Here is a 19,893-nt window from a genome sequence, read left to right as displayed (position 1 = left end):
GAGCGCACTCCCGAAAGGTCACTGCTCGTTGCGCAGCATGCGGCGCAACTGGAACACGATGTAGACGAGCATGATCGCGAACAGCACGACCGCGATCGACGCGGAATAGCCGAGCCGGTAGTACTTGATCGCCTGGTCGTACATGTAATACGCGAGCACGGTCGAGCTTTCGAACGGGCCGCCGCCCGTCATCACCGAGATCAGGTCGAAGCTGCGCAGCGCGCCGATCACCGTGACGACGATCGCCATGAAGGTGGTCGGCCGCAGTTGCGGCAGCACGACGTGCCATAGCAGCGCGAATCCGCGCGCGCCTTCCATCCGCGCGGCCTCGATCTGTTCCGGGTTGACCGACGTGAGCCCGGTCAGGTACAGGATCATGCAGTACGCCGTTTGCGGCCACAGCGCGGCGAACACGATCCCGAACGTCGCATAGCGCGCGTCGCCGAGTACCGGGATGCCATGCCCGGCGAGCAGCGCGAGCAGCCCGAAGGTCGGATCGTAGAACCACGAGAAGATCAGCCCGACGACCACGCCCGACAGCACGAACGGCGCGAAGAACAGCGATTTCACGAGCCGGATGCCACCGACCGCCTGGTTCAGGTACAGCGCGAGGGCGAGGCCGAGCGGCGGCGCGAGCATGAACAGCGCGAGCCAGATCACGTTGTTGCGCAGCGCCGTGTAGAACGTCGGCGCGTGCAGCAGCTCCGCATAGTTCGCGAGACCGACGAAGGTGCGTTCGGTCATCCCGTCCCAGTTGTACAGGCTCAGCCACAGCGTCGACAGGATCGGCCAGATCACATAGACGGCTACCATCGCGCAGGCCGGCGCGAGAAAGAGCCACGCGGCGCGCCGTTGCCGCCGCACGGCGGGCGACGGGCGGCGCGCGGGCAGCGTGGTGGCGGATGGGCCGCGCGGCGGCGCGGTGCCGGCGGGCGGGGGGGACGCGATCGGACTGGACACGGCAAGCCTCCTGAACGGACACGGCGGCGCGCGGCCGCCGGTTGGGTCACGCGGTCACTTCTTGTAGATCCGCTTGCGGGTCTGTTCGAGCTGTGCGAGCACCGTATCGAGCTGCGCGGGATTCGCGAGGAACTGCTGCATGCCCTTCATCCCTTCGTCGGCCATTTCCTTGGTCATGTCGCGATCGTAGAACTGCGCGACGCCGCCCTTCGTGTCGGCGAGGATCCGGAAGCCGATGCGCGAGATCGGATCGGCCGGCTCCGGCGACTTGCTGTTGGCCGACAGCGAGCCGAGCCCTTCGGCCAGCTTCGCGCCGATCTCCGGCGTTTCGACGAACGCGAGGAACGTGTGCGCGTCGGCCTTGTTCTTCGCCTTGGTCGGGATGTGCAGCGATTCGACCGGGCCGTCCTCCGCGGTCGGCACCTTCGGGTCGATGATCGGGAAGCGGTAGTAGCCCATTTCCTGCTTGACGTTCGGCGGGAAACCCGCCGCGATGAAGGTGCCCATCAGCATCATCGCGGCCTTGCCCTGGAACAGGAACGGCTGCGCGCCGTCGAGATCGTAGGACAGCGCGTTGTCGATGAAGTAACCGGCATCGATCAGCGATTTCCACGTCGTGTAGACCTTCTTCACGCGCGGGTCGGTGTACGGCACGTCGCCGGCCATCAGTTGCTGGTGGAACGCGTTGCCGTTCAGCCGCAGGTCGAGATAATCGAACCAGCCGGCGAGCGTCCACGCATCGCGGCCGCCGATCGCCACCGGCGTGATGCCCGCGGCCTTGAGCTTCTTGCACGCATCGAGAAACTGGTCCCACGTCTTCGGTTCGTCGGCGATGCCGACCTTGCGGAACAGATCCTTGCGGTAGAACAGCCCCCACGAGTAATAGACGGTCGGCGCCGCGTACTGCTTGCCGTTGTACGACGATGCGCTGCGCGTCGACGCGTACATCGCATCCCAGCCGTTCTTCGTCCAGTCGCCGCTCAGATCCTCGAACAGCCCGCGCTTCGCGTAGTACGCCATCCGTTCGCCCGCGTGCCAGTTCACGACGTCCGGCGCGACGGTCGTGAGCCACGCGGGGAGCTGTACCTTGTACGCTTCCTCGTCGACGAAGGTCGGCTTCACGTCGATGTCGGGATGCGCCTTGTGGAACGCTTCGATCGTCGACTGCCACACGGCGCGCTGGCTCGCGCCCTTGAACGCGATGTTGATCGTCAGCGTGCCGGCATCGGCGGGCGCCGTCGTGCCGAGCGACGCGAAGGCGACGGCGGCGGTCGTGGCGAGCCGGGCGGCGGCGCGAAGGGGGCGATGTGTCATGGTGTCTCCAGTCCTGTGTGTCGTTGTGCGTGACCGGCGCGTTGCGGCGCCGGGGGAGGTTACGAACGGCTTCGATACACGGCGACGCCTTGCGGCTCGACCTGTGCGGCGCCGACCACGAACGCGGACGGCGGCACCGCGTCGATCGTGTGCGGTGTGCTCGCGTAATTGAACACGTAAGTCAGCCCGCCGCGCCGGCTCACGCGTACGGCGTCGCCGAGCGGCGTCGGCGCGAGGCCGGCTTCTGCCGCGACATCGGCGAACAGTCGCGTGGTGGTTGCATCGTCGAACGGTGCGGCCCAGTAGTGCAGCGTACCGTGCGTGATGCACGCCGGATGGCCGTCGGCGAAGCGCGCGTGCACGACGCTGCGCGTGTCGTCGTGCAGCTCGACGAGGTCGCGCCAGTGACGCGCGTCGCCCGCGAACGGCGCGCCGTCGCGCAACGTGCCGTCGATCCGTTCGGTCACGTTCGGCCGCAGCGATTCGACGCGCCATACCCGCACGGGCAGGATCGACGCGAGTGGGCCGGGCGGCAGCGCCGGCGGAACCTGCAGGTCGGCGGTCTTCGAGCCGGTGCGCGGCCCGAACACCGCATGCGCGCCCGACGCGGCGAGCCGCGACGCGAAATCGTCCGGTACGATCGGCAGCGGCGGCACGACGACGAGGCGGTAGCCGTCGAGCGGCGCGTGCGCCGACACGATGTCGACGTCGAGGCCGAGCGAGCGCAGCGCCGAGTAGTACTCGAACGCGAAACGCGGATAGTGGAAATCGGCGCCCTGCGGCTGCACTTCGAACAGCCACTTCGCCTCGTAGTCGAAGACCAGCGCGACCGGTGCGCGCACCGGGCCGTCCGCGTCCGCGCCGGCGTCGTGCACGGCCACGATCTCGCGCGCGACGCGCTGCGCTTCGCGGCCGCCTTCGTCGAGCTGGTCGTCGGGGGTGTGCAGTCCCGCGTGCATCTGTTCCTGCGCGAACGGCGCCTGCCGCCAGCGGAAGTACGACACGCAGCCGGCGCCGTGCGCGAACGCTTCCCAGCTCCACAGCCGCACCATGCCCGGCAGCGGCGCGGGGTTCCAGTGCGCCCAGTTCACGGGGCCCGGCTGCTGTTCCATCACCCAGAACGGCAGTTTCGACATGCCGCGGTACAGGTCGTGATTGAACGACGCGAAATCGGGATGGCCGGTGCGCAGCCAGCGCGCCTTCACGTCGGGCGCGAACCACAGCTCCTCGAGCGCGCCGAGCGGGTAGCTGTCCCACGTCGCGACGTCGAGGTCGCGCGCGACTTCGTAGTGATCGAACTCGGTGAACAGCTGCATGAAGTTGTGCGCGACCGGGCGGCCCGGCGAGTGTGCGCGGATCACGTCGACCTGCATTCGGTGATAGCGCGCGAGTTCGTCGGACGCGAAGCGCCGGTAGTCGAGGCGATGCGACGGATGGGCTTCGGTCACGGTGCCCACGGGCGCATCCACTTCGTCGAAATGGCGATACTCCATGCTCCAGAACACGGTGCCCCACGCACGGTTGAGCGCGTCGATCGTGCCGTAGCGCGCCTGCAGCCATTCGCGGAAGCGCACGAGCGCGGCCGGCGAGTAGCTGACGACGGTCTGGTGGCAACCCAGCTCGTTGTCGGTCTGCCAGTAGCGCACGGCCGGGTGGCGGCCATAGCGTTCGGCGACCGCCGTGCAGATCTGGCGCGACGCTTCGAGATAGGTCGGCGACGAGAAATCGTAGTGGCGGCGCGAGCCGAACGCGCGCGGCCGGCCGTCGGCGCCGATCGCGAGGATGTCGGGATGGCGGTCGACCAGCCATTTCGGCGGCGTGGCGGTCGGCGTGCACATCACGATCTCGAGGCCGGCCGCCCCGAGCACGTCGACCGCACGGTCGAGCCAGCCCCAGTCGTATTCGCCCGGCGACGGCTCGATACGGCTCCACGCGAATTCGGCGATCCGCACCTGCGCGATGCCGAGCGTTTTCATCCGGCGGGCGTCGTCGGCCCACATCGATTCCGGCCAGTGTTCCGGGTAGTAGCAGACTCCGAGGCGCATGCCGATCCTTATGCGTAGTGGTGAACGTGGACGTCGGCGCACACGGGCACCGCGCGGCCGTCTTCGGTGAACAGATGGCAGGCCGCGGCCGGCGCGTGCACGTGCACGCGTTCGCCGGTGTGCACCTGCGCGTCGCCCGGCACCTTCGCGATCAGCGGCGTCGCACTGGGCTGGCCGCACGGATCGAGGTGCACGTAGGTCTGTTCGCCCAGGCGCTCGACGAGCGCGACGTCGCGCGCGAGCGTCGTCGCATCGGGCGCGGCGCCGAGCGTCAGGTGCTCGGGGCGGATGCCGAGCGTCACGGCGGCGCCGGCGCCGAGCGCCGAGCCGTCGCGCGGCAGCACGAAGATTTCGCCGGACGGCACGAGCGAGACGGTCGTGCGATGCGCGTCGCACGCGGTCACGACGGCCGGCAGGAAGTTCATGCGCGGCGAGCCGATGAAGCCCGCGACGAAGCGGCTGGCCGGGTGATGGTAGAGGTCGAGCGGCGCGCCGACCTGCGCGATGCTGCCGTGCCGCGCGGTATCCGCGCCGGCGTGCAGCAGCACGATCTTGTCGGCGAGCGTCATCGCCTCGGTCTGGTCGTGCGTCACGTAGACGACGCTCGCGCGTTCGAACTGCCGATGCAGCCGCGCGATCTCGATGCGGGTCTGGCCGCGCAACGCCGCGTCGAGATTCGACAGCGGTTCGTCGAACAGGAACACGCCGGGCTCGCGCACGATCGCGCGGCCGATCGCGACGCGCTGCCGCTGGCCGCCCGACAGCGCCTTCGGCTTGCGTTCGAGCAGCGTGTCGAGCTGCAGGATCCGTGCGGCGTCGCGCACCTTCCGGTCGATCTCGGCCTTCGGCACGCGCGCGAGCTTCAGCCCGAACGCCATGTTCTCGTACACCGTCATGTGCGGAAACAGCGCGTAGCTCTGGAACACCATCGCCACGCCGCGCTCGGCCGCCGGCACGTCGTCGACGCGGCGGCCGTCGATCGACAGCTCGCCCGCGCTCAGATCCTCCAGCCCGGCGATCATGCGCAGCAGCGTCGATTTCCCGCATCCGGACGGCCCGAGAAACACGCAGAACTCGTGCGCGCCGATCTCCAGATCGACGTCGCGAATGACCGGCGCATGCTCGCCATAGGCTTTCTGCACGCGCCGCATCGAGATGCTCGCCATTGTCTCCGCTCCATGTTCTAATGCGCCATACTGCGTGATTAAGCGCTTAATCATCGCGATCAAAAAAAGAGGCGATGTGATCGCGGCCGAGTCGCGCCCGTCGGTCGGGCGGCAAGGTGTGCGGCGATAGTGCGCCGCTTCGCTGAGCGAAGCAAATACTGGATCGACGTCTCATATAGTGGGCAAACGATGGCAACTCTGGATGAAGTGGCGCGCCGCGCCGGCGTGACGGCCGCGACGGTGTCGAACGTGCTGCGCGACCGCGGCCGGGTCGGCGACGCGACGCGGGCGCGGGTGCTCGAAGCAGTCGACGCGCTCGGGTATCGGCCGCACCTCGCCGCGCGGGCGCTGGCGGAAGGGCGTGCGCCGACGGTCGCGTTGATGGTATCGAGCATCGCGAACCCGTTCTACCCGGAGTTCGCGCTCGCGGTCGAGCGTGCGGTGCGGCGCAACGGGCAGTTCCTGATCGTCTGCAATACGAACGAAGATCCGTTGCAGGGGCGCGCGTATCTCGACCAGATCGCCGGCACGATCTCCGAAGGCATTCTCGTGACCAATGCGAACCTGCACCTGCCGGATCTGCTCGACGTCGCGCGGCGCGGCGTGCCGGTCGTGCTGTGCCTGTGGGAGCGGCCCGAGGCGCCGCCCGACGGGCTGCCGTGCGTGGCCATCGATTTCCGCGAGGCGGGACGGATCGCGACGCGGCATCTGCTCGAACTCGGTCACGAGAAAATCGGCGTGATCGTCGGCGGCGCGGCGAGCGGCGTGCAGGCGGCGCGCTATGACGGCTTCGTCGACGTGATGCGCGACGCGGGGCTCGACGCGTCGATCGTCGCGGCCGAGCACGATTCGATCGAAGGCGGCCTGCGTGCGGCGGGCTGGCTGCTCGATGCGCACCCGCGGTTGACCGCGCTGGTCGCGACCAACGACCTGCCGGCGATCGGCGCGCTGCACGCGGCGGCCGATCGCGGCCTGCGCGTGCCGGAGGATCTGTCGATCGTCGGCATCACCGACATCCATCTCGCCCGCGACACGCGGCCCACGCTGACGACCGTCGCGATCCCCACCGCCGAAGCGGCCGGCATCGCGGTCGAATTGCTCAATACGTTGCGCGAGGCGGGCGGGCAGGGCGACGACGCGTCGCGCGTGCGGGTCGCGTCGCTGCCGACGCTGACGGTGCGCGGCACGACCGGGCCGGTGCCGCACGCGGCATAGCGAAGCGCGGGCGGTCGTGAGCCGGCCTCAGTTGCCTTCGACGAGCCGCAGCACGATGCGTCGGGCCGACTCGAGATGCGCGACGGTCATCGCGCGGGCGCCGCGTGCGTTGCGTTCGCGGCACGCCTGAAGGATATCGTCGTGCTCGACCTGGAACGACGGCGTATCCACGAGCAGCGTCGCCTGCAGGCGTTCGTAACGCTCGACCTGGCCGCGCAGCTCGGCGATCGACTTCAACTGCCGCGCGTTGCCGCAGCATGAATACAGCAACGCGTGGAATTCGCGGTTCAGCTCGCCTTGCCGGCGCGGCACGGTTGCGTCGCCGAGCAGCCGATGCACGAGTTCGGCGCGCGCGAGCGTTTCGTCGTCGAGGTGCTTCACGCTGCGGTAGATCGCATCGCCTTCGAGCAGCACGCGCAAGTCGTAGATTTCCTGCACGTCCGACGCGCTCAGCATGCGCACGACGGCGCCGCGATTCCTGAAGATGTCGAGCAGACCTTCGCGTTCCAGCCGCTGGATCGCCTCGCGCATCGGAATCCGGCTGATGCCGAACCGTTCGGCCAGATCGCGCTCGACGAGCCGCTCGCCGGCCGCCAGCTCGCCGTTGACGATCATGTCGCGCAGCGACGCGGCGATCGCATCCGCCGTGGAGTCGAGTCTGGTTTCCATGCCTGCGTGTTTCGTTAATTTGGAATAATGGTATACCAACCGACGATCCGGTGCCAGAATAGCGACCACCGGCGGGCCTCACGCAACGGCGTCCGGGCCGGTCGAAACAGCGAATTCAATGGAGAGCGAGATGGCATCGAGCGAACACACGTATCGCGTCGCGGTGGAGTGGACGGGCAATCGGGGCACCGGCACGTCGGGGTATCGCGAGTACAGCCGCGATCACGTGATCCGGGCCGGTTCCAAGCCGGATATCCCCGGTTCGTCGGACCCGGCGTTCCGCGGCGACGCGGCGCGCTGGAACCCCGAAGACCTGTTGCTCGCGTCGGCGTCGGCATGCCACAAGCTCTGGTATCTGCACCTGTGTTCCGAAGCCGGCATTCGCGTGCTGGCCTACGTCGACCACGCGGAAGGCACGATGCTCGACGGCGCCGAAGCGGGGCGCTTCACCGAAATCGTGCTGCGTCCGCAGGTGACGATCCGGGCCGGCGACGATCGTGAACGGGCGGCGCATCTGCATCACGACGCGCATGCGAAGTGCTATATCGCGAATTCGGTGAACTTTCCGATTCGCTGCGAACCGGTGATCGTGTGTGCAGCGGAATAGGAAACCGCGGCGCCCGCGTCACAGCGCGACGTCGTACACCTCCCGCGCCGCCGCCCGGATCGCATCGACCATCACCGTCACCGCCGGCGAATGCAGCCGGTCGGTGCGCGTGATGATCCCGAAATCGTCCATCCGGCAATCCATTTCCAGCGGCAGCACCGTGACGATGCCGTGCCGCGCGTAGTACCGCGCGACGTCCTCGGCGAGCACCGCGATCATGTCGCTCTGCTCGATCAATTGCGTGATGAACAGCAGCGCGGCCGTTTCGACGACGTTCGCCGGCGGCGCGAGGCTCGCGCGCTGGAACACGAGATCGAAGCGGTGGCGCAGCACGCTGCCGGCCGGCGGCACGACCCAGGCGGCGCGCTGCACGTCCGCGAGCGACAGCGGCGCGTGCGCGAGCAGCGGATGGCCGGGGCGCACCACGGCCGCCACCGACTCGCCGGTCAGCGGCTCGTAGCGCAGGCGCAGCTTGTCGTGTTCGGCCGACAGCCGGCCGAGCACGATGTCGATCTTTTCCTGTGCGAGGTGTTCGAGCAGCACGTTGCTGGTGTCGATCTCGACCGACACGTGCAAGCCGGCATGCGTGCCTTTTACGGCGGCGACGGCCGGCGGCACGAGGCGCAGGCCCGGCGACGTGATCGCACCGACCGCCACGTGGCCGAGATGGCCGGCCTTCAGCGCGGCCAGCTCCTCGTGCGCCTGGTCGAGGCTGCCGAGCGCCGCGCGCGCGTGGCGGATCAGCGCGTCGCCGTACAGCGTCGGCCGCATCCCGCGCGGCAGGCGCTCGAACAGTACCGCGCCGATCGATTCCTCGAGTTCGCGCAGCAGCTTCGACGCAGCCGGCTGCGTCATGTTCAGCGCCGCCGCCGCGCGGTGAATGCTGCCTTCGTCGGCGAGCGCGACGAGCAGCAGCAACTGGCGCGTCTTCAGGCGGGCGCGGTTTCCCCATGGGCTGGCTTCGGGCATCGTACGGGTTTATATCGATATCGGAATCGATATCGTAATCGCCTAAATCGTCATTAGCCAGTTATCAAAATTCTGCCTAGACTGCGCCGGTATCCCGTCACCACAGGACTGACGATGTCGGCAACAAAACCCAGGCTGCGCTCCGCTCAATGGTTCGGCACGAACGACAAGAACGGCTTCATGTATCGGAGCTGGATGAAGAACCAGGGCATTCCCGATCACGAATTCGACGGCCGGCCGATCATCGGCATCTGCAACACATGGTCGGAACTGACGCCGTGCAACGCGCACTTTCGCAAGCTCGCCGAGCACGTGAAGCGCGGGATCTTCGAGGCGGGCGGCTTCCCGGTCGAGTTCCCGGTGTTCTCGAACGGCGAATCGAACCTGCGGCCGTCGGCGATGCTCACGCGCAACCTCGCGTCGATGGACGTCGAGGAAGCGATCCGCGGCAACCCGATCGACGCGGTCGTGCTGCTCGCCGGCTGCGACAAGACGACGCCCGCTCTGCTGATGGGCGCGGCCAGCTGCGACGTGCCGGCGATCGTCGTGTCGGGCGGCCCGATGCTGAACGGCAAGCTCGAAGGCAAGAACATCGGTTCGGGCACGGCCGTGTGGCAGTTGCACGAAGCGCTGAAGGCGGGCGAGATCGACGTGCATCACTTCCTGTCGGCCGAGGCCGGCATGTCGCGCTCGGCCGGCACCTGCAACACGATGGGCACAGCGTCGACGATGGCGTGCATGGCCGAGGCGCTCGGCGTCGCGCTGCCGCACAACGCGGCGATTCCGGCCGTCGATTCGCGCCGCTACGTGCTCGCGCACATGTCGGGCATCCGGATCGTCGAGATGGCGCTCGAAGGGCTCGTGCTGTCGAAGATCCTGACGCGCGCGGCGTTCGAGAACGCGATCCGCGCGAACGCGGCGATCGGCGGCTCGACGAATGCGGTGATTCACCTGAAGGCGATCGCCGGCCGCATCGGCGTGCCGCTCGAACTGGAAGACTGGATGCGCATCGGTCGCGACACGCCGACGATCGTCGACCTGATGCCGTCGGGGCGTTTCCTGATGGAGGAGTTCTATTACGCGGGCGGGCTGCCGGCCGTGCTGCGCCGGCTCGGCGAAGGCGGGCTGCTGCCGCATCCGGATGCGCTGACGGTCAACGGCAAGTCGCTGTGGGACAACGTGCGCGAAGCGCCGAACTACGACGAAGAGGTGATCCGTCCGCTCGACCGGCCGCTGATCGCGGACGGCGGGATCTGCATCCTGCGCGGCAATCTCGCGCCGCGCGGCGCGGTGCTGAAACCGTCGGCGGCGAGCCCCGAGCTGCTGAAGCATCGCGGTCGCGCGGTGGTGTTCGAGAACCTCGAGCACTACAAGGCGACGATCAACGACGAAGCGCTCGACGTCGATGCCAGCTCCGTGATGGTGCTGAAGAACTGCGGGCCGCGCGGCTATCCGGGCATGGCCGAGGTCGGCAACATGGGGCTGCCGCCGAAGCTGCTGCGCCAGGGCGTGAAGGACATGGTGCGGATTTCCGACGCGCGGATGAGCGGCACCGCGTACGGCACGGTCGTGCTGCACGTCGCGCCGGAAGCCGCGGCCGGCGGGCCGCTCGCGGCCGTGCGCAACGGCGACTGGATCGAGCTCGACTGCGAGGCCGGCACGCTGCATCTGGACATCACGGACGAAGAACTGCAGCGCCGCCTGTCGGACGTCGATCCGACCGCGGCGCCGGGCGTGGCCGGCCAGCTCGGCAAGGGCGGTTATGCACGGCTGTACATCGATCACGTGCTGCAGGCCGACGAGGGGTGCGACCTCGACTTCCTGGTCGGCACGCGCGGCGCGGACGTGCCGAGCCATTCGCATTGAGCGGCGGGAACGAGCATTCCGGGAACGGACCGAGATGGGGCACGAGGGAAACACGGTGACGCGCCGGATGCGGCCGAGCGCGAAGCAAGAGCTGCGTAAGCGTTCGCGCACAAACGACGGCCGACCGTGAAGTACGGGGTATCAGCGCAGACGCGCCAACGGGGATCAGCCGCGAAGCATGCGGTATGCGCAAGCACCCGAGCGCAAATGCATACCGGCCGCGAAGCATGGGACGCACGTAAGCGCGAAAGCACTCACGTGCGTCGACCGCGAAGCATGGGGTCTGCGTAAGCGCCAAAGCGCCAACGTGGATCGACCGCAAAGCATGGGGCCCACGTAAGCGCTGAAGCGCTAACGTACGTCGACCGCGAAGCATGCGGTCGCCGTAAGCGCTAAAGCGCTAACGGCGACCGACAGGAGACAAGATGACGACGCAGTACACGAGCGCGCAGGACGCGGCGGAACAGTCCGATTCGACGGCAGCCGTCGACGAACGGCACCTGACCCGCCTGCTCACGCGCAAGCTGGTGCCGTTCCTCGCGCTGATCTACGTGGTCGCCTACGTCGACCGTACCGTCGTCGGCTTCGCGAAGCTCCACATGAACGCGGCGATCGGTCTCGGCGACGCCGCGTATGGGCTCGGCGCAGGACTGTTCTTCATCGGCTACTTCCTGTGCGAGGTGCCGAGCAACCTCGCACTCGGCCGCTTCGGCGCACGCGTATGGTTCGCGCGCATCCTCGCGACCTGGGGCGCGATCACGATGGCCATGGCGCTCGTGCAGGGGCCGACCAGCTTCTACGTGCTGCGCTTCCTGCTCGGCGCGGCCGAAGCCGGCCTCTATCCCGGCATCCTGTACTTCCTCACGCAATGGTTCCCGATGCGCGATCGCGCGCGGGTGATCGGCCTGCTCGTGCTCGCGCAACCGCTCGCCGGTATCGTGACTGGGCCGCTCGCCGGCTGGCTGCTGTCGACGCACGGGTGGCTCGGCCTGTCGGACTGGCAGACGCTGTTCGTCGTCAGCGGCCTGCCGGCCGTGCTGCTCGCGTGGCCGACGCTGCGGCTGTTGCCCGAGTCGCCCGCGCATGCGCGCTGGCTGAACGACGGCCAACGCCGCTGGATCGCGCGGCAACTCGCCGCCGACCGCGACACCTATCGCCCCGATTCGCACGGCAATCCGCTCGCTGCGTTGCGCGACCGCCGCGTGCTGCTGCTTGCCGCGCTGTTCCTGCCGTTTCCGCTGTGCATCTACGGATTGTCGCTGTGGCTGCCGACGATCATTCACGCGTTCGGCACCGGCGATGCGACGACCGGCCTGCTGTCCGCCGTGCCGTACCTGTTCGCGGTGGTCGGCCTGCTCGTCGTGCCGCGCCATTCGGACCGCAAGCGCGAGCGCTACTGGCACATCGTCGTCGTGTCGGCCGCCGCCGCCGTGACGATGGCCGCGAGCGCGTGGGTGCGGCAACCGGCGCTGCAGTTCCTGTTCATCTGCCTGACCGCGTTTTCGCTCTATTCGATCCAGGCCGTCGTGTGGGCTCTGCCCGGCGAATTCCTGACCGGCACGAGCGCCGCGGTCGGCATCGCCGCGATCAACTCGCTCGCGAATCTCGGCGGCTACCTCGGGCCGTACGGGATCGGGCTGATCAAGGCATCGACCGGCAGCCTCGCGGCCGGCCTGTACTTCCTCGCGGCGACGCTGCTGTTCGCGGTGCTGATGACGTTCGTGGTCCGCGCCGCGCTGCGCACGCCCGAACCGGCCGCGGGCGCATTCGCCCGCGAATCGTGAACGCTTTGTTTTCCGGCTGAACGCCCATTCGACTGATGCAGGACCAACCATGACATCGAGCAGCACGCCGCGCTATCGCGGCATCTTCCCCGTCGTCCCGACGACGTTTACCGACACCGGCGAGCTCGACCTCGCGAGCCAGAAGCGTGCGGTCGATTTCATGATCGACGCCGGCTCGGACGGGCTGTGCATCCTCGCGAACTTCTCCGAGCAGTTCGCGGTCACCGACGACGAGCGCGACGTGCTCACGCGCACGATCCTCGAACACGTCGCCGGCCGCGTGCCGGTGATCGTCACGACGTCGCACTACAGCACGCAGGTGTGCGCGGCGCGCAGCCTGCGCGCGCAGCAGCTCGGCGCGGCGATGGTGATGGCGATGCCGCCGTATCACGGCGCGACGTTCCGCGTGCCGGAAGCGCAGATCTTCGATTTCTTCGCGTGCGTGTCGGATGCGATCGACATCCCGATCATGATCCAGGACGCGCCCGCGAGCGGCACCGCGCTGTCTGCGCCGTTCCTCGCACGGATGGCGCGCGAGATCGAGCAGGTCGCGTACTTCAAGATCGAGACGCCGGGCGCCGCGAACAAGCTGCGCGAGCTGATCCGGCTCGGCGGCGACGCGATCGAGGGGCCGTGGGACGGCGAGGAGGCGATCACGCTGCTCGCGGATCTTCATGCGGGCGCGACCGGCGCGATGACGGGCGGCGGGTTTCCGGACGGCATCCGGCCGATCCTCGAAGCGTTCCGCGAAGGGCGGCACGACGATGCGTTCGCGCATTACCAGACGTGGCTGCCGCTGATCAACCACGAGAACCGCCAGTCCGGGATCCTGACCGCGAAGGCGCTGATGCGCGAAGGCGGCGTGATCGCGTGCGAGCGGCCGCGGCATCCGATGCCGGAACTGCATCCGGACACGCGCGCGGAGCTGATCGCGATCGCGCGCCGGCTCGATCCGCTCGTGCTGCGCTGGGCGCACTGAGCGAGTGGCGAAGGAGGAAAGCACGATGAGCGATGTGATTTCGTTGGGCGTCGTCGGGATCGGCAAGATCGCGCGCGACCAGCATCTGCCGGCGATCGCCGCCGAACCGGGCTTCGCGTTGACGGCCTGCGCGAGCCGTCACGCGGAAGTCAACGGCGTGCGCAATTATCCGGATCTGCATGCGCTGCTGGCTGCCGAGCGCGAGCTCGACGCGGTGTCGCTGTGCGCGCCGCCGCAAGTGCGTTACGCTCAGGCCCGCGCGGCGCTCGAAGCCGGCAAGCACGTGATGCTCGAGAAGCCGCCGGGCGCGACGCTCGGCGAAGTGGCCGCGCTGGACGCGCTCGCGCGCGAGCGCGGCCTCACGCTGTTCGCGACCTGGCATTCGCGCTGCGCGAGCGCGGTCGAACCGGCGCGCGCGTGGCTCGCGCAGCGCACGATCCGCGCGGTGCAGGTGCGCTGGAAGGAAGACGTGCGGCGCTGGCATCCAGGGCAGCAGTGGATCTGGGAGCCGGGCGGCCTCGGCGTGTTCGATCCGGGCATCAACGCGCTGTCGATCGTCACGCGGATCCTGCCGCGCGAGCTCGTGCTGCGCGAAGCGACGCTCTACGTGCCGAGCGACGCGCAGATGCCGATCGCGGCCGAGCTCGATTGCGCGGATACGAACGGCGTGCCGGTGCACGCGGAATTCGACTGGCGCCACGGCCCCGTCGAACAGTGGGAGATCGCGGTCGACACGTCGGACGGCGTGCTCGCGATCAGCCGCGGCGGCGCGCAGTTGTCGATCGACGGCGCGCCGGTCGAGATCGGGCCGGAGCGCGAGTATCCGGCGCTGTATGCGCATTTCCGCACGCTGATCGCGCGCGGCGAAAGCGACGTCGACGTACGGCCGTTGCGGCTCGTCGCCGACGCGTTCCTGTTCGGGCGGCGCGTCGGGACCGACGCGTTCGGCCGCTAACACTGTGCCGGCGCGCGCCAACGCGAGCGATGAGCACGACGGATGTTGAAGACCCAAGCCATTACAAGGAGACACGCATGAACCGCACGAACCAAACGATTCGCCGACATACCCTGCGCGCGCTGCTGGCCGCGCTTTGCATCGCACCGCTCGGGATGCAGGGCGCCGCACACGCCGACGCGCCGCTGAAGATCGGCTTCCTCGTGAAGATGCCGGAGCAGGCGTGGTTCATCAACGAGCAGAACGCGGCGTCCGCGCTCGGCCAGAAGGAGAACTTCTCGGTCGTGAAGATTGGCACGCCGGACGGCGAGAAGGTGCTGGCCGCGATCGACAACCTCGGCTCGCAGGGCGCGCAGGGCTTCGTGATCTGCGCGCCGGACGTGCGCCTCGGGCCGGCGATCGCGTCGCGCGCGAAGCGCTACAACATGAAGTTCGTGACGGTCGACGACCAGCTCGTCGATTCGAGCGGCAAGCCGCTGCCGAACGTGCCGCACCTCGGGATGTCGGCGACCAAGATCGGCAACCAGGTCGGCCAGGCGATCGCCGACGAGATGAAACGCCGCGGCTGGAAGCCCGAGGAAGTCGGTGCGCTGCGCGTCACCAACTACGAGCTGCCGACCGCGAAGCTGCGCACCGACGGCGCGACGCAGGCGCTGCTCGCGAACGGCTTCCGCAAGGAGAACATCTTCGACGCGCCGCAGAAGACGACCGACGACGAAGGCGGCTTCAGTGCGGCAGCGCCCGTGCTCGCCCGCCATCCGAACGTGAAGAAATGGGTGATCTACGCGCTGAACGAGGAAACGGTGCTCGGCGCGGTACGCGCGACCGAGCAGCTGCACATTCCGGCGGCGGACGTGATCGGTGTCGGCATCAACGGCGCGGGCGAGGCGTTTGCCGAGTTCCAGAAGAAGGAGCCGACCGGCTTCTACGGGACGATCGCGGTCAGCTCGACGAACCACGGCAAGGACAGCACGCAGAATCTCGTCGACTGGATCCGCACCGGCAAGACGCCGCCGGCCGACACGCAGACGAGCGGCAAGCTGATGACGCGCGCGAACTGGCAGGCCGTGCGCGCCGAACTCGGTATCTGAGCGGGGCGAGGCGAGAACGCGATGACGATGCAGACGATGACGGCCGCGTCCGGCCACGACGCAGAAGCGGCCGCGCCGCCGGAAGGCCCGCTGCTCGCGCTCGACGGCATCACCGTGACGTTTCCGGGCGTGCGTGCGCTCGACGCGGTGTCGCTGTCGGTGCGCGCGGGCGAAGTGCACGGGCTGATGGGCGAGAACGGCGCCGGGAAATCGACGCTGCTGAAGGTGCTGTCCGGCGTGAACCAGCCGCAGGCCGGCACGCTGACGCTGAACGGCACGGTGCAGCGCTTCGCGTCGACGCGCGCGGCGCTCGAGGCCGGCATCGCGATCATCTACCAGGAGCTGCATCTGGTGCCCGAGTTGACGGTCGCGGAAAACCTGATGCTCGGGCAATTGCCGAGCCGGCTCGGCGTGGTCGACGAGCGTGCGCTCGCCGCGCGCGCGCTCGATGCGCTGGAGCGGCTCGGCGAGCACATCGATCCGGGCATCCCGGTGAAGTATCTGTCGATCGGCCAGCGCCAGATGATCGAGATCGGCAAGGCGCTGATGCGCGACGCGCGCGTGATCGCGTTCGACGAACCGACGAGTTCGCTGTCCGCGCGCGAAACCACGCAACTGTTCCGGATCATCCGCGCGCTGCGCGCGCAAGGCCGCGCGATCATCTACGTCACGCACCGGATGGAGGAAGTCTACGAACTGTGCGACCGCGTGACGGTGTTTCGCGACGGCCGCCGCATCGACACGTTCGAATCCGTCGCCGATCTCGACCGCGACCGGCTGATCGGCTGCATGGTCGGCCGTTCGATCGAGGACGTGTACGGCTATCGGCCGCGCCCCGCCGGCGACGTGCTGATCGAAGCGAAGGGACTGACGGGGCCGGGGTTGGCCGAGCCCGTGTCGTTCACCGCGCGGCGCGGCGAGATCGTCGGCTTCTTCGGGCTCGTCGGCGCGGGCCGCTCGGAGCTGATGAAGCTGCTGTACGGCGCGGTGCGGCCGAGCGCCGGGTACGTCGAGCTGAACGGCAAGCGGGTGGCGTTCGGCAGCCCGCGCGACGCGGTGCGCGCCGGCATCGCGCTGTGCCCGGAAGACCGCAAGCAGGAAGGCATCGTCGCGATCGCGTCGGTGGCCGACAACCTGAACATCAGCGCGCGCCGTCATTTCAGCCCGGCGCGCGTGCTGCTCGACGGGCGGCGCGAACGCGAGCTCGCGCAGCAATACATCGAGCGGCTCGCGATCAAGACCCGCGACGGCGAAACGCCGATCGGCGCGCTGTCGGGCGGCAACCAGCAGAAGGTCGTGCTCGCGCGCTGGCTGGCCGAGCGCATCGACGTGTTCCTGATGGACGAGCCGACGCGCGGCATCGACGTCGGCGCGCGCGCGGAAATCTACAACCTGTTCTACGAACTCGCGGAAGCGGGCCGCACGGTGATCCTCGTGTCGAGCGATCTGGCCGAGGTGATCGGCGTGTCGGACCGCATCGTCGTGATGAAGGAAGGGCGGATCGCGGGCGAGGTCGCGAAGGCGCACGCGACGCCCGACGCGCTGATCAAGCTCGCGCTGCCGCGCTAGCGGCCCGCAGTCAACCGGAAAGCAAACGTTATGAGCCAGGCAATGCAACCCCAACGTACCACCCCATCCCCGGATGCTCCCGCCGTGCCCGCGCGTGCGCGCGGCGGCGTGTGGCAGCTGATCAACCGCTCCGGCATCGTGATGGTGTTTCTCGTGCTGTTCGCGACGCTGTCGCTGACGGTGCCGGACTTCCTCACGCCGCGCAACATCCAGGGCCTGCTGCTGTCGGTCACGCTGATCGGCTCGATCGCGGTGACGATGATGTTCGTGCTCGCGCTCGGCGAGGTCGACCTGTCGGTCGCGTCGATCGTCGCGTTCGCGGGCGTCGTCGCGTCGACGCTGATCACCGCGACGCACAGCGTCGTGCTCGGCATCGCGGCCGGCGTGCTCGCGGGCGGTGCGGTCGGGCTCGTGAACGGCGTGCTGATCGCGCGCTACCGGATCAACTCGCTGATCGTCACGCTCGCGATGATGGAAGTCGTGCGCGGGCTCGCGTTCATCACGTCAAACGGCGACGCGGTGATGATCTCCGAGGAGCGCTTCTTCGATCTCGGCGGCGGGTCGTTCCTCGGCATCTCGTATCCGATCTGGAGCAACATCGTCGGCTTCGTCGTGTTCGGCTTCCTGCTGCGCAAGACGGTGTTCGGCAAGAACGTGCTGGCCGTCGGCGGCAACGGCGAGGCCGCGCTGCTCGCCGGGCTGCCGGTGATGCGCATCAAGATCGCCGTGTTCGTGCTGCAGGGGCTCGTGACGGGCTTTGCCGGCGTGATGCTCGCGTCGCGGATGAGCCTCGGCGATCCGAAGACGTCGGTCGGCCTCGAGCTCGGCGTGATTTCCGCGTGCGTGCTCGGCGGCGTGTCGCTGACGGGCGGCGTCGCGACGATCTCCGGCGTGCTGGTCGGCGTGCTGATCATGGGCTCCGTGCAGGACGCGATGAGCTTGCTGAACGTGCCGACCTTTTACCAATATCTGATACGCGGCGGAATTCTGTTGCTCGCGGTGCTGTTCGACCAGTATCGTCGCAACCAGCGGCGCGCAATGAAGATCTGACTTCGACTCACGCGCGGCCGCCTGCACTTACGACGAATATCGGGAGACGGCATGCAACAGACTCAACCGGGCACGGCGGCGGCGCTGCTGGTCGACAGCCGCAACACGCTCGGCGAAGGCGCGACGTGGTGCGACAGGACGCACGCGCTGTACTGGGTGGACATCGAGGGCGCGCAGCTGTGGCGCTGCCGCGCGGACGGTTCAGACCTCGCGCAATGGGCGATGCCCGAACGGCTCGCGTGCTTCGCGCTGACCGACGACCCGGACGTGCTGCTCGTCGGGCTCGCGACGCATCTCGCGTTCTTCGACCTGCGCCGCGGCGCGTTCACGCGGATCGTCGACGTCGAGCCCGATCTGCCCACGCGGCTGAACGACGGGCGCTGCGACCCGTTCGGCGCATTCGTGTTCGGGATGAAGGACGAGGGCGCCGAGCCGCCGCGCGCGGTCGGCGGGTTCTACCGGCTCAATCCCGATCTCACGCTCGAACGGCTTGCATTGCCGGCGGCAGCGATCGCGAACAGCATCGCGTTCTCGCCGGACGGCACGAAGCTGTATTTCTGCGATTCGCTGGTGCGCGAGATTCTCGTGTGCGATTACCGGGCAGGCGGCGACGTCGCGAACGTGCGGCCGTTCGCGCGGCTGACGGATGCGCACGGCGACCCGGACGGCTCGATCGTCGATCGCGACGGCGGGCTGTGGAACGCGCAGTGGGGCGGCCGGCGGGTGGTGCGTTACGGGCCGGACGGGATCGAGACGGACCGCGTCGAGGTGCCGACCGCGCAGCCGAGTTGTGTCGCGATCGACGGTGACGGCCGGTTGTACGTGACGAGTGCGCGTGTCGGGCTGAGCGACGACGCGCTGGCCGGCGACGCGCACGCGGGCGGCGTGTTCGTCGCGCAGGCGCGGCATGCGGGGCTGCCGACCGCGCGGTTCGCGGGCACGCCGCGCGGTTGATCGCGTCGTCGCATACGGGTTCCCGTCCATGGGATCGGGCCGACGCGACGGTCTTCGCGGTCTGGCCCGCGATCCGCTGCACATGCGCGCGCGCCCGGCGGCCGACCGCCATCCCCGAACATCCGTTCATCTCCCCACCTGCTGGTAAGATGGCCCGCAATTCCATCCTGCCCGCACCATGAGTTCCGCACCGACCAAGCCCGCGAATCCGAAGAACGCCGCGAAGAACGCCCGCGCGACGGGCGACAAGCCGAAAGCGCGCGTGCAACAACGCCTGACCTACGTGATCGGCGGCCTCGACCGGCTGCTGCGGCGTCACATGACCGACGCGCTCGCGCCGCTCGGCATCACGCTCGCGCAATACACGGCGCTGTCGGTGCTCGAGGCGCGCGGCGCATCGTCGAATGCGCAGTTGGCCGAGCGCTCGTGGATCACGCCGCAATCGGCGAACGAGGTGATGAGCGTGATGGCCGCGCGCGGTTTCGTCACGCGCGAAGCCGACCCGTCGCACGGCCGCATCATCCTGCTGACGCTGACCGACGCAGGCGCGGCGATGCTGCGCGAATGCGAAGCCGTGCTGCGCCCGCTCGAGGCACGCATGCTCGGCGACATCTCGGCCGACGACGCCGCGCACGTGCAGCGCGCGCTCGAACTGTTCTCGCGCAACCTGCGCGGCTGACCGCTTCCCCGATTTTTACGA

The 19,893-nt window shown here is 68.6% G+C and carries 17 protein-coding genes; 11 read left to right on the top strand and 6 right to left on the bottom strand.

From position 1 onward, the window contains the following. Positions 1-18: 18 nt before the first annotated feature. Genes WT97_RS15710 through WT97_RS15695 form a run of 4 tightly spaced genes read right to left on the bottom strand, consistent with a single transcriptional unit; the run spans position 19 to position 5,485 of the window. Positions 19-960 (bottom strand): carbohydrate ABC transporter permease, encoded by a 942-nt coding sequence (locus WT97_RS15710; RefSeq protein WP_059499585.1) that lies wholly within the window; start codon positions 958-960, stop codon positions 19-21. 54 nt (positions 961-1,014) lie between these two features. Then, positions 1,015-2,274, bottom strand: coding sequence for an ABC transporter substrate-binding protein (locus WT97_RS15705; RefSeq protein WP_060353750.1), 1,260 nt, complete (start codon positions 2,272-2,274; stop codon positions 1,015-1,017). A gap of 59 nt (positions 2,275-2,333) precedes the next feature. Beyond that, positions 2,334-4,319: a beta-galactosidase gene (locus WT97_RS15700; RefSeq protein ID WP_059499583.1), complete on the bottom strand. Its 1,986-nt coding sequence runs from the start codon at positions 4,317-4,319 to the stop codon at positions 2,334-2,336. An 8-nt stretch (positions 4,320-4,327) separates the two neighbouring features. After that, on the bottom strand, positions 4,328-5,485 hold the full coding sequence (locus WT97_RS15695) for an ABC transporter ATP-binding protein (RefSeq protein ID WP_059499582.1): 1,158 nt from the start codon (positions 5,483-5,485) through the stop codon (positions 4,328-4,330). A gap of 189 nt (positions 5,486-5,674) precedes the next feature. Between WT97_RS15695 and WT97_RS15690 the strand changes: the two genes are divergently transcribed. Then, entirely contained in the window at positions 5,675-6,700 is a 1,026-nt protein-coding gene (locus WT97_RS15690; RefSeq protein ID WP_060353749.1) for a LacI family DNA-binding transcriptional regulator, read from the top strand. A 27-nt stretch (positions 6,701-6,727) separates the two neighbouring features. Here WT97_RS15690 and WT97_RS15685 read toward each other — a convergent pair whose 3' ends face one another. Then, positions 6,728-7,369: a GntR family transcriptional regulator gene (locus WT97_RS15685; RefSeq protein WP_060353748.1), complete on the bottom strand. Its 642-nt coding sequence runs from the start codon at positions 7,367-7,369 to the stop codon at positions 6,728-6,730. Positions 7,370-7,499: 130 nt separating this feature from the next. Between WT97_RS15685 and WT97_RS15680 the strand changes: the two genes are divergently transcribed. Beyond that, on the top strand, positions 7,500-7,976 hold the full coding sequence (locus tag WT97_RS15680) for an OsmC family protein (RefSeq protein WP_060353747.1): 477 nt from the start codon (positions 7,500-7,502) through the stop codon (positions 7,974-7,976). 18 nt (positions 7,977-7,994) lie between these two features. Here the strand turns inward: WT97_RS15680 and WT97_RS15675 are convergent, their stop codons facing one another. Next, the gene (locus WT97_RS15675; protein WP_059499577.1) at positions 7,995-8,945 is read right to left on the bottom strand and encodes a LysR family transcriptional regulator; all 951 of its coding nucleotides are present in this window, start codon (positions 8,943-8,945) and stop codon (positions 7,995-7,997) included. 114 nt (positions 8,946-9,059) lie between these two features. Between WT97_RS15675 and WT97_RS15670 the strand changes: the two genes are divergently transcribed. From WT97_RS15670 to WT97_RS15630, 9 genes are all read left to right on the top strand, one after another. Further along, the gene (locus WT97_RS15670) at positions 9,060-10,811 is read left to right on the top strand and encodes an IlvD/Edd family dehydratase (protein ID WP_060353746.1); all 1,752 of its coding nucleotides are present in this window, start codon (positions 9,060-9,062) and stop codon (positions 10,809-10,811) included. Between the two features lie 425 nt (positions 10,812-11,236). Further along, positions 11,237-12,595: an MFS transporter gene (locus WT97_RS15665; protein WP_060353745.1), complete on the top strand. Its 1,359-nt coding sequence runs from the start codon at positions 11,237-11,239 to the stop codon at positions 12,593-12,595. A 49-nt stretch (positions 12,596-12,644) separates the two neighbouring features. After that, the gene (locus tag WT97_RS15660; protein ID WP_060353744.1) at positions 12,645-13,574 is read left to right on the top strand and encodes a dihydrodipicolinate synthase family protein; all 930 of its coding nucleotides are present in this window, start codon (positions 12,645-12,647) and stop codon (positions 13,572-13,574) included. 25 nt (positions 13,575-13,599) lie between these two features. Next, on the top strand, positions 13,600-14,529 hold the full coding sequence (locus WT97_RS15655; RefSeq protein ID WP_060353775.1) for a Gfo/Idh/MocA family protein: 930 nt from the start codon (positions 13,600-13,602) through the stop codon (positions 14,527-14,529). 77 nt (positions 14,530-14,606) lie between these two features. Beyond that, positions 14,607-15,620, top strand: coding sequence for an arabinose ABC transporter substrate-binding protein (locus tag WT97_RS15650; RefSeq protein ID WP_060353743.1), 1,014 nt, complete (start codon positions 14,607-14,609; stop codon positions 15,618-15,620). Positions 15,621-15,641: 21 nt separating this feature from the next. Continuing rightward, the gene (gene araG / locus WT97_RS15645) at positions 15,642-17,189 is read left to right on the top strand and encodes an L-arabinose ABC transporter ATP-binding protein AraG (protein WP_059499572.1); all 1,548 of its coding nucleotides are present in this window, start codon (positions 15,642-15,644) and stop codon (positions 17,187-17,189) included. A 30-nt stretch (positions 17,190-17,219) separates the two neighbouring features. Then, positions 17,220-18,239 (top strand): L-arabinose ABC transporter permease AraH, encoded by a 1,020-nt coding sequence (gene araH, locus WT97_RS15640; protein ID WP_059792694.1) that lies wholly within the window; start codon positions 17,220-17,222, stop codon positions 18,237-18,239. A 51-nt stretch (positions 18,240-18,290) separates the two neighbouring features. Next, positions 18,291-19,193, top strand: coding sequence for an SMP-30/gluconolactonase/LRE family protein (locus WT97_RS15635; RefSeq protein ID WP_060353742.1), 903 nt, complete (start codon positions 18,291-18,293; stop codon positions 19,191-19,193). 178 nt (positions 19,194-19,371) lie between these two features. After that, a complete protein-coding gene (locus WT97_RS15630) occupies positions 19,372-19,872 on the top strand; it encodes a MarR family winged helix-turn-helix transcriptional regulator (RefSeq protein ID WP_059792698.1) in 501 nt (166 codons plus the stop codon). The last annotated feature ends 21 nt before the right edge of the window (positions 19,873-19,893 follow it).

Source organism: Burkholderia sp. MSMB1459WGS (assembly GCF_001534535.1).
Classification (GTDB): domain Bacteria; phylum Pseudomonadota; class Gammaproteobacteria; order Burkholderiales; family Burkholderiaceae; genus Burkholderia.
The sequence above is the reverse complement of the archived record's forward strand: the minus strand, read 5'-3'. Positions and strand labels throughout refer to the sequence as shown.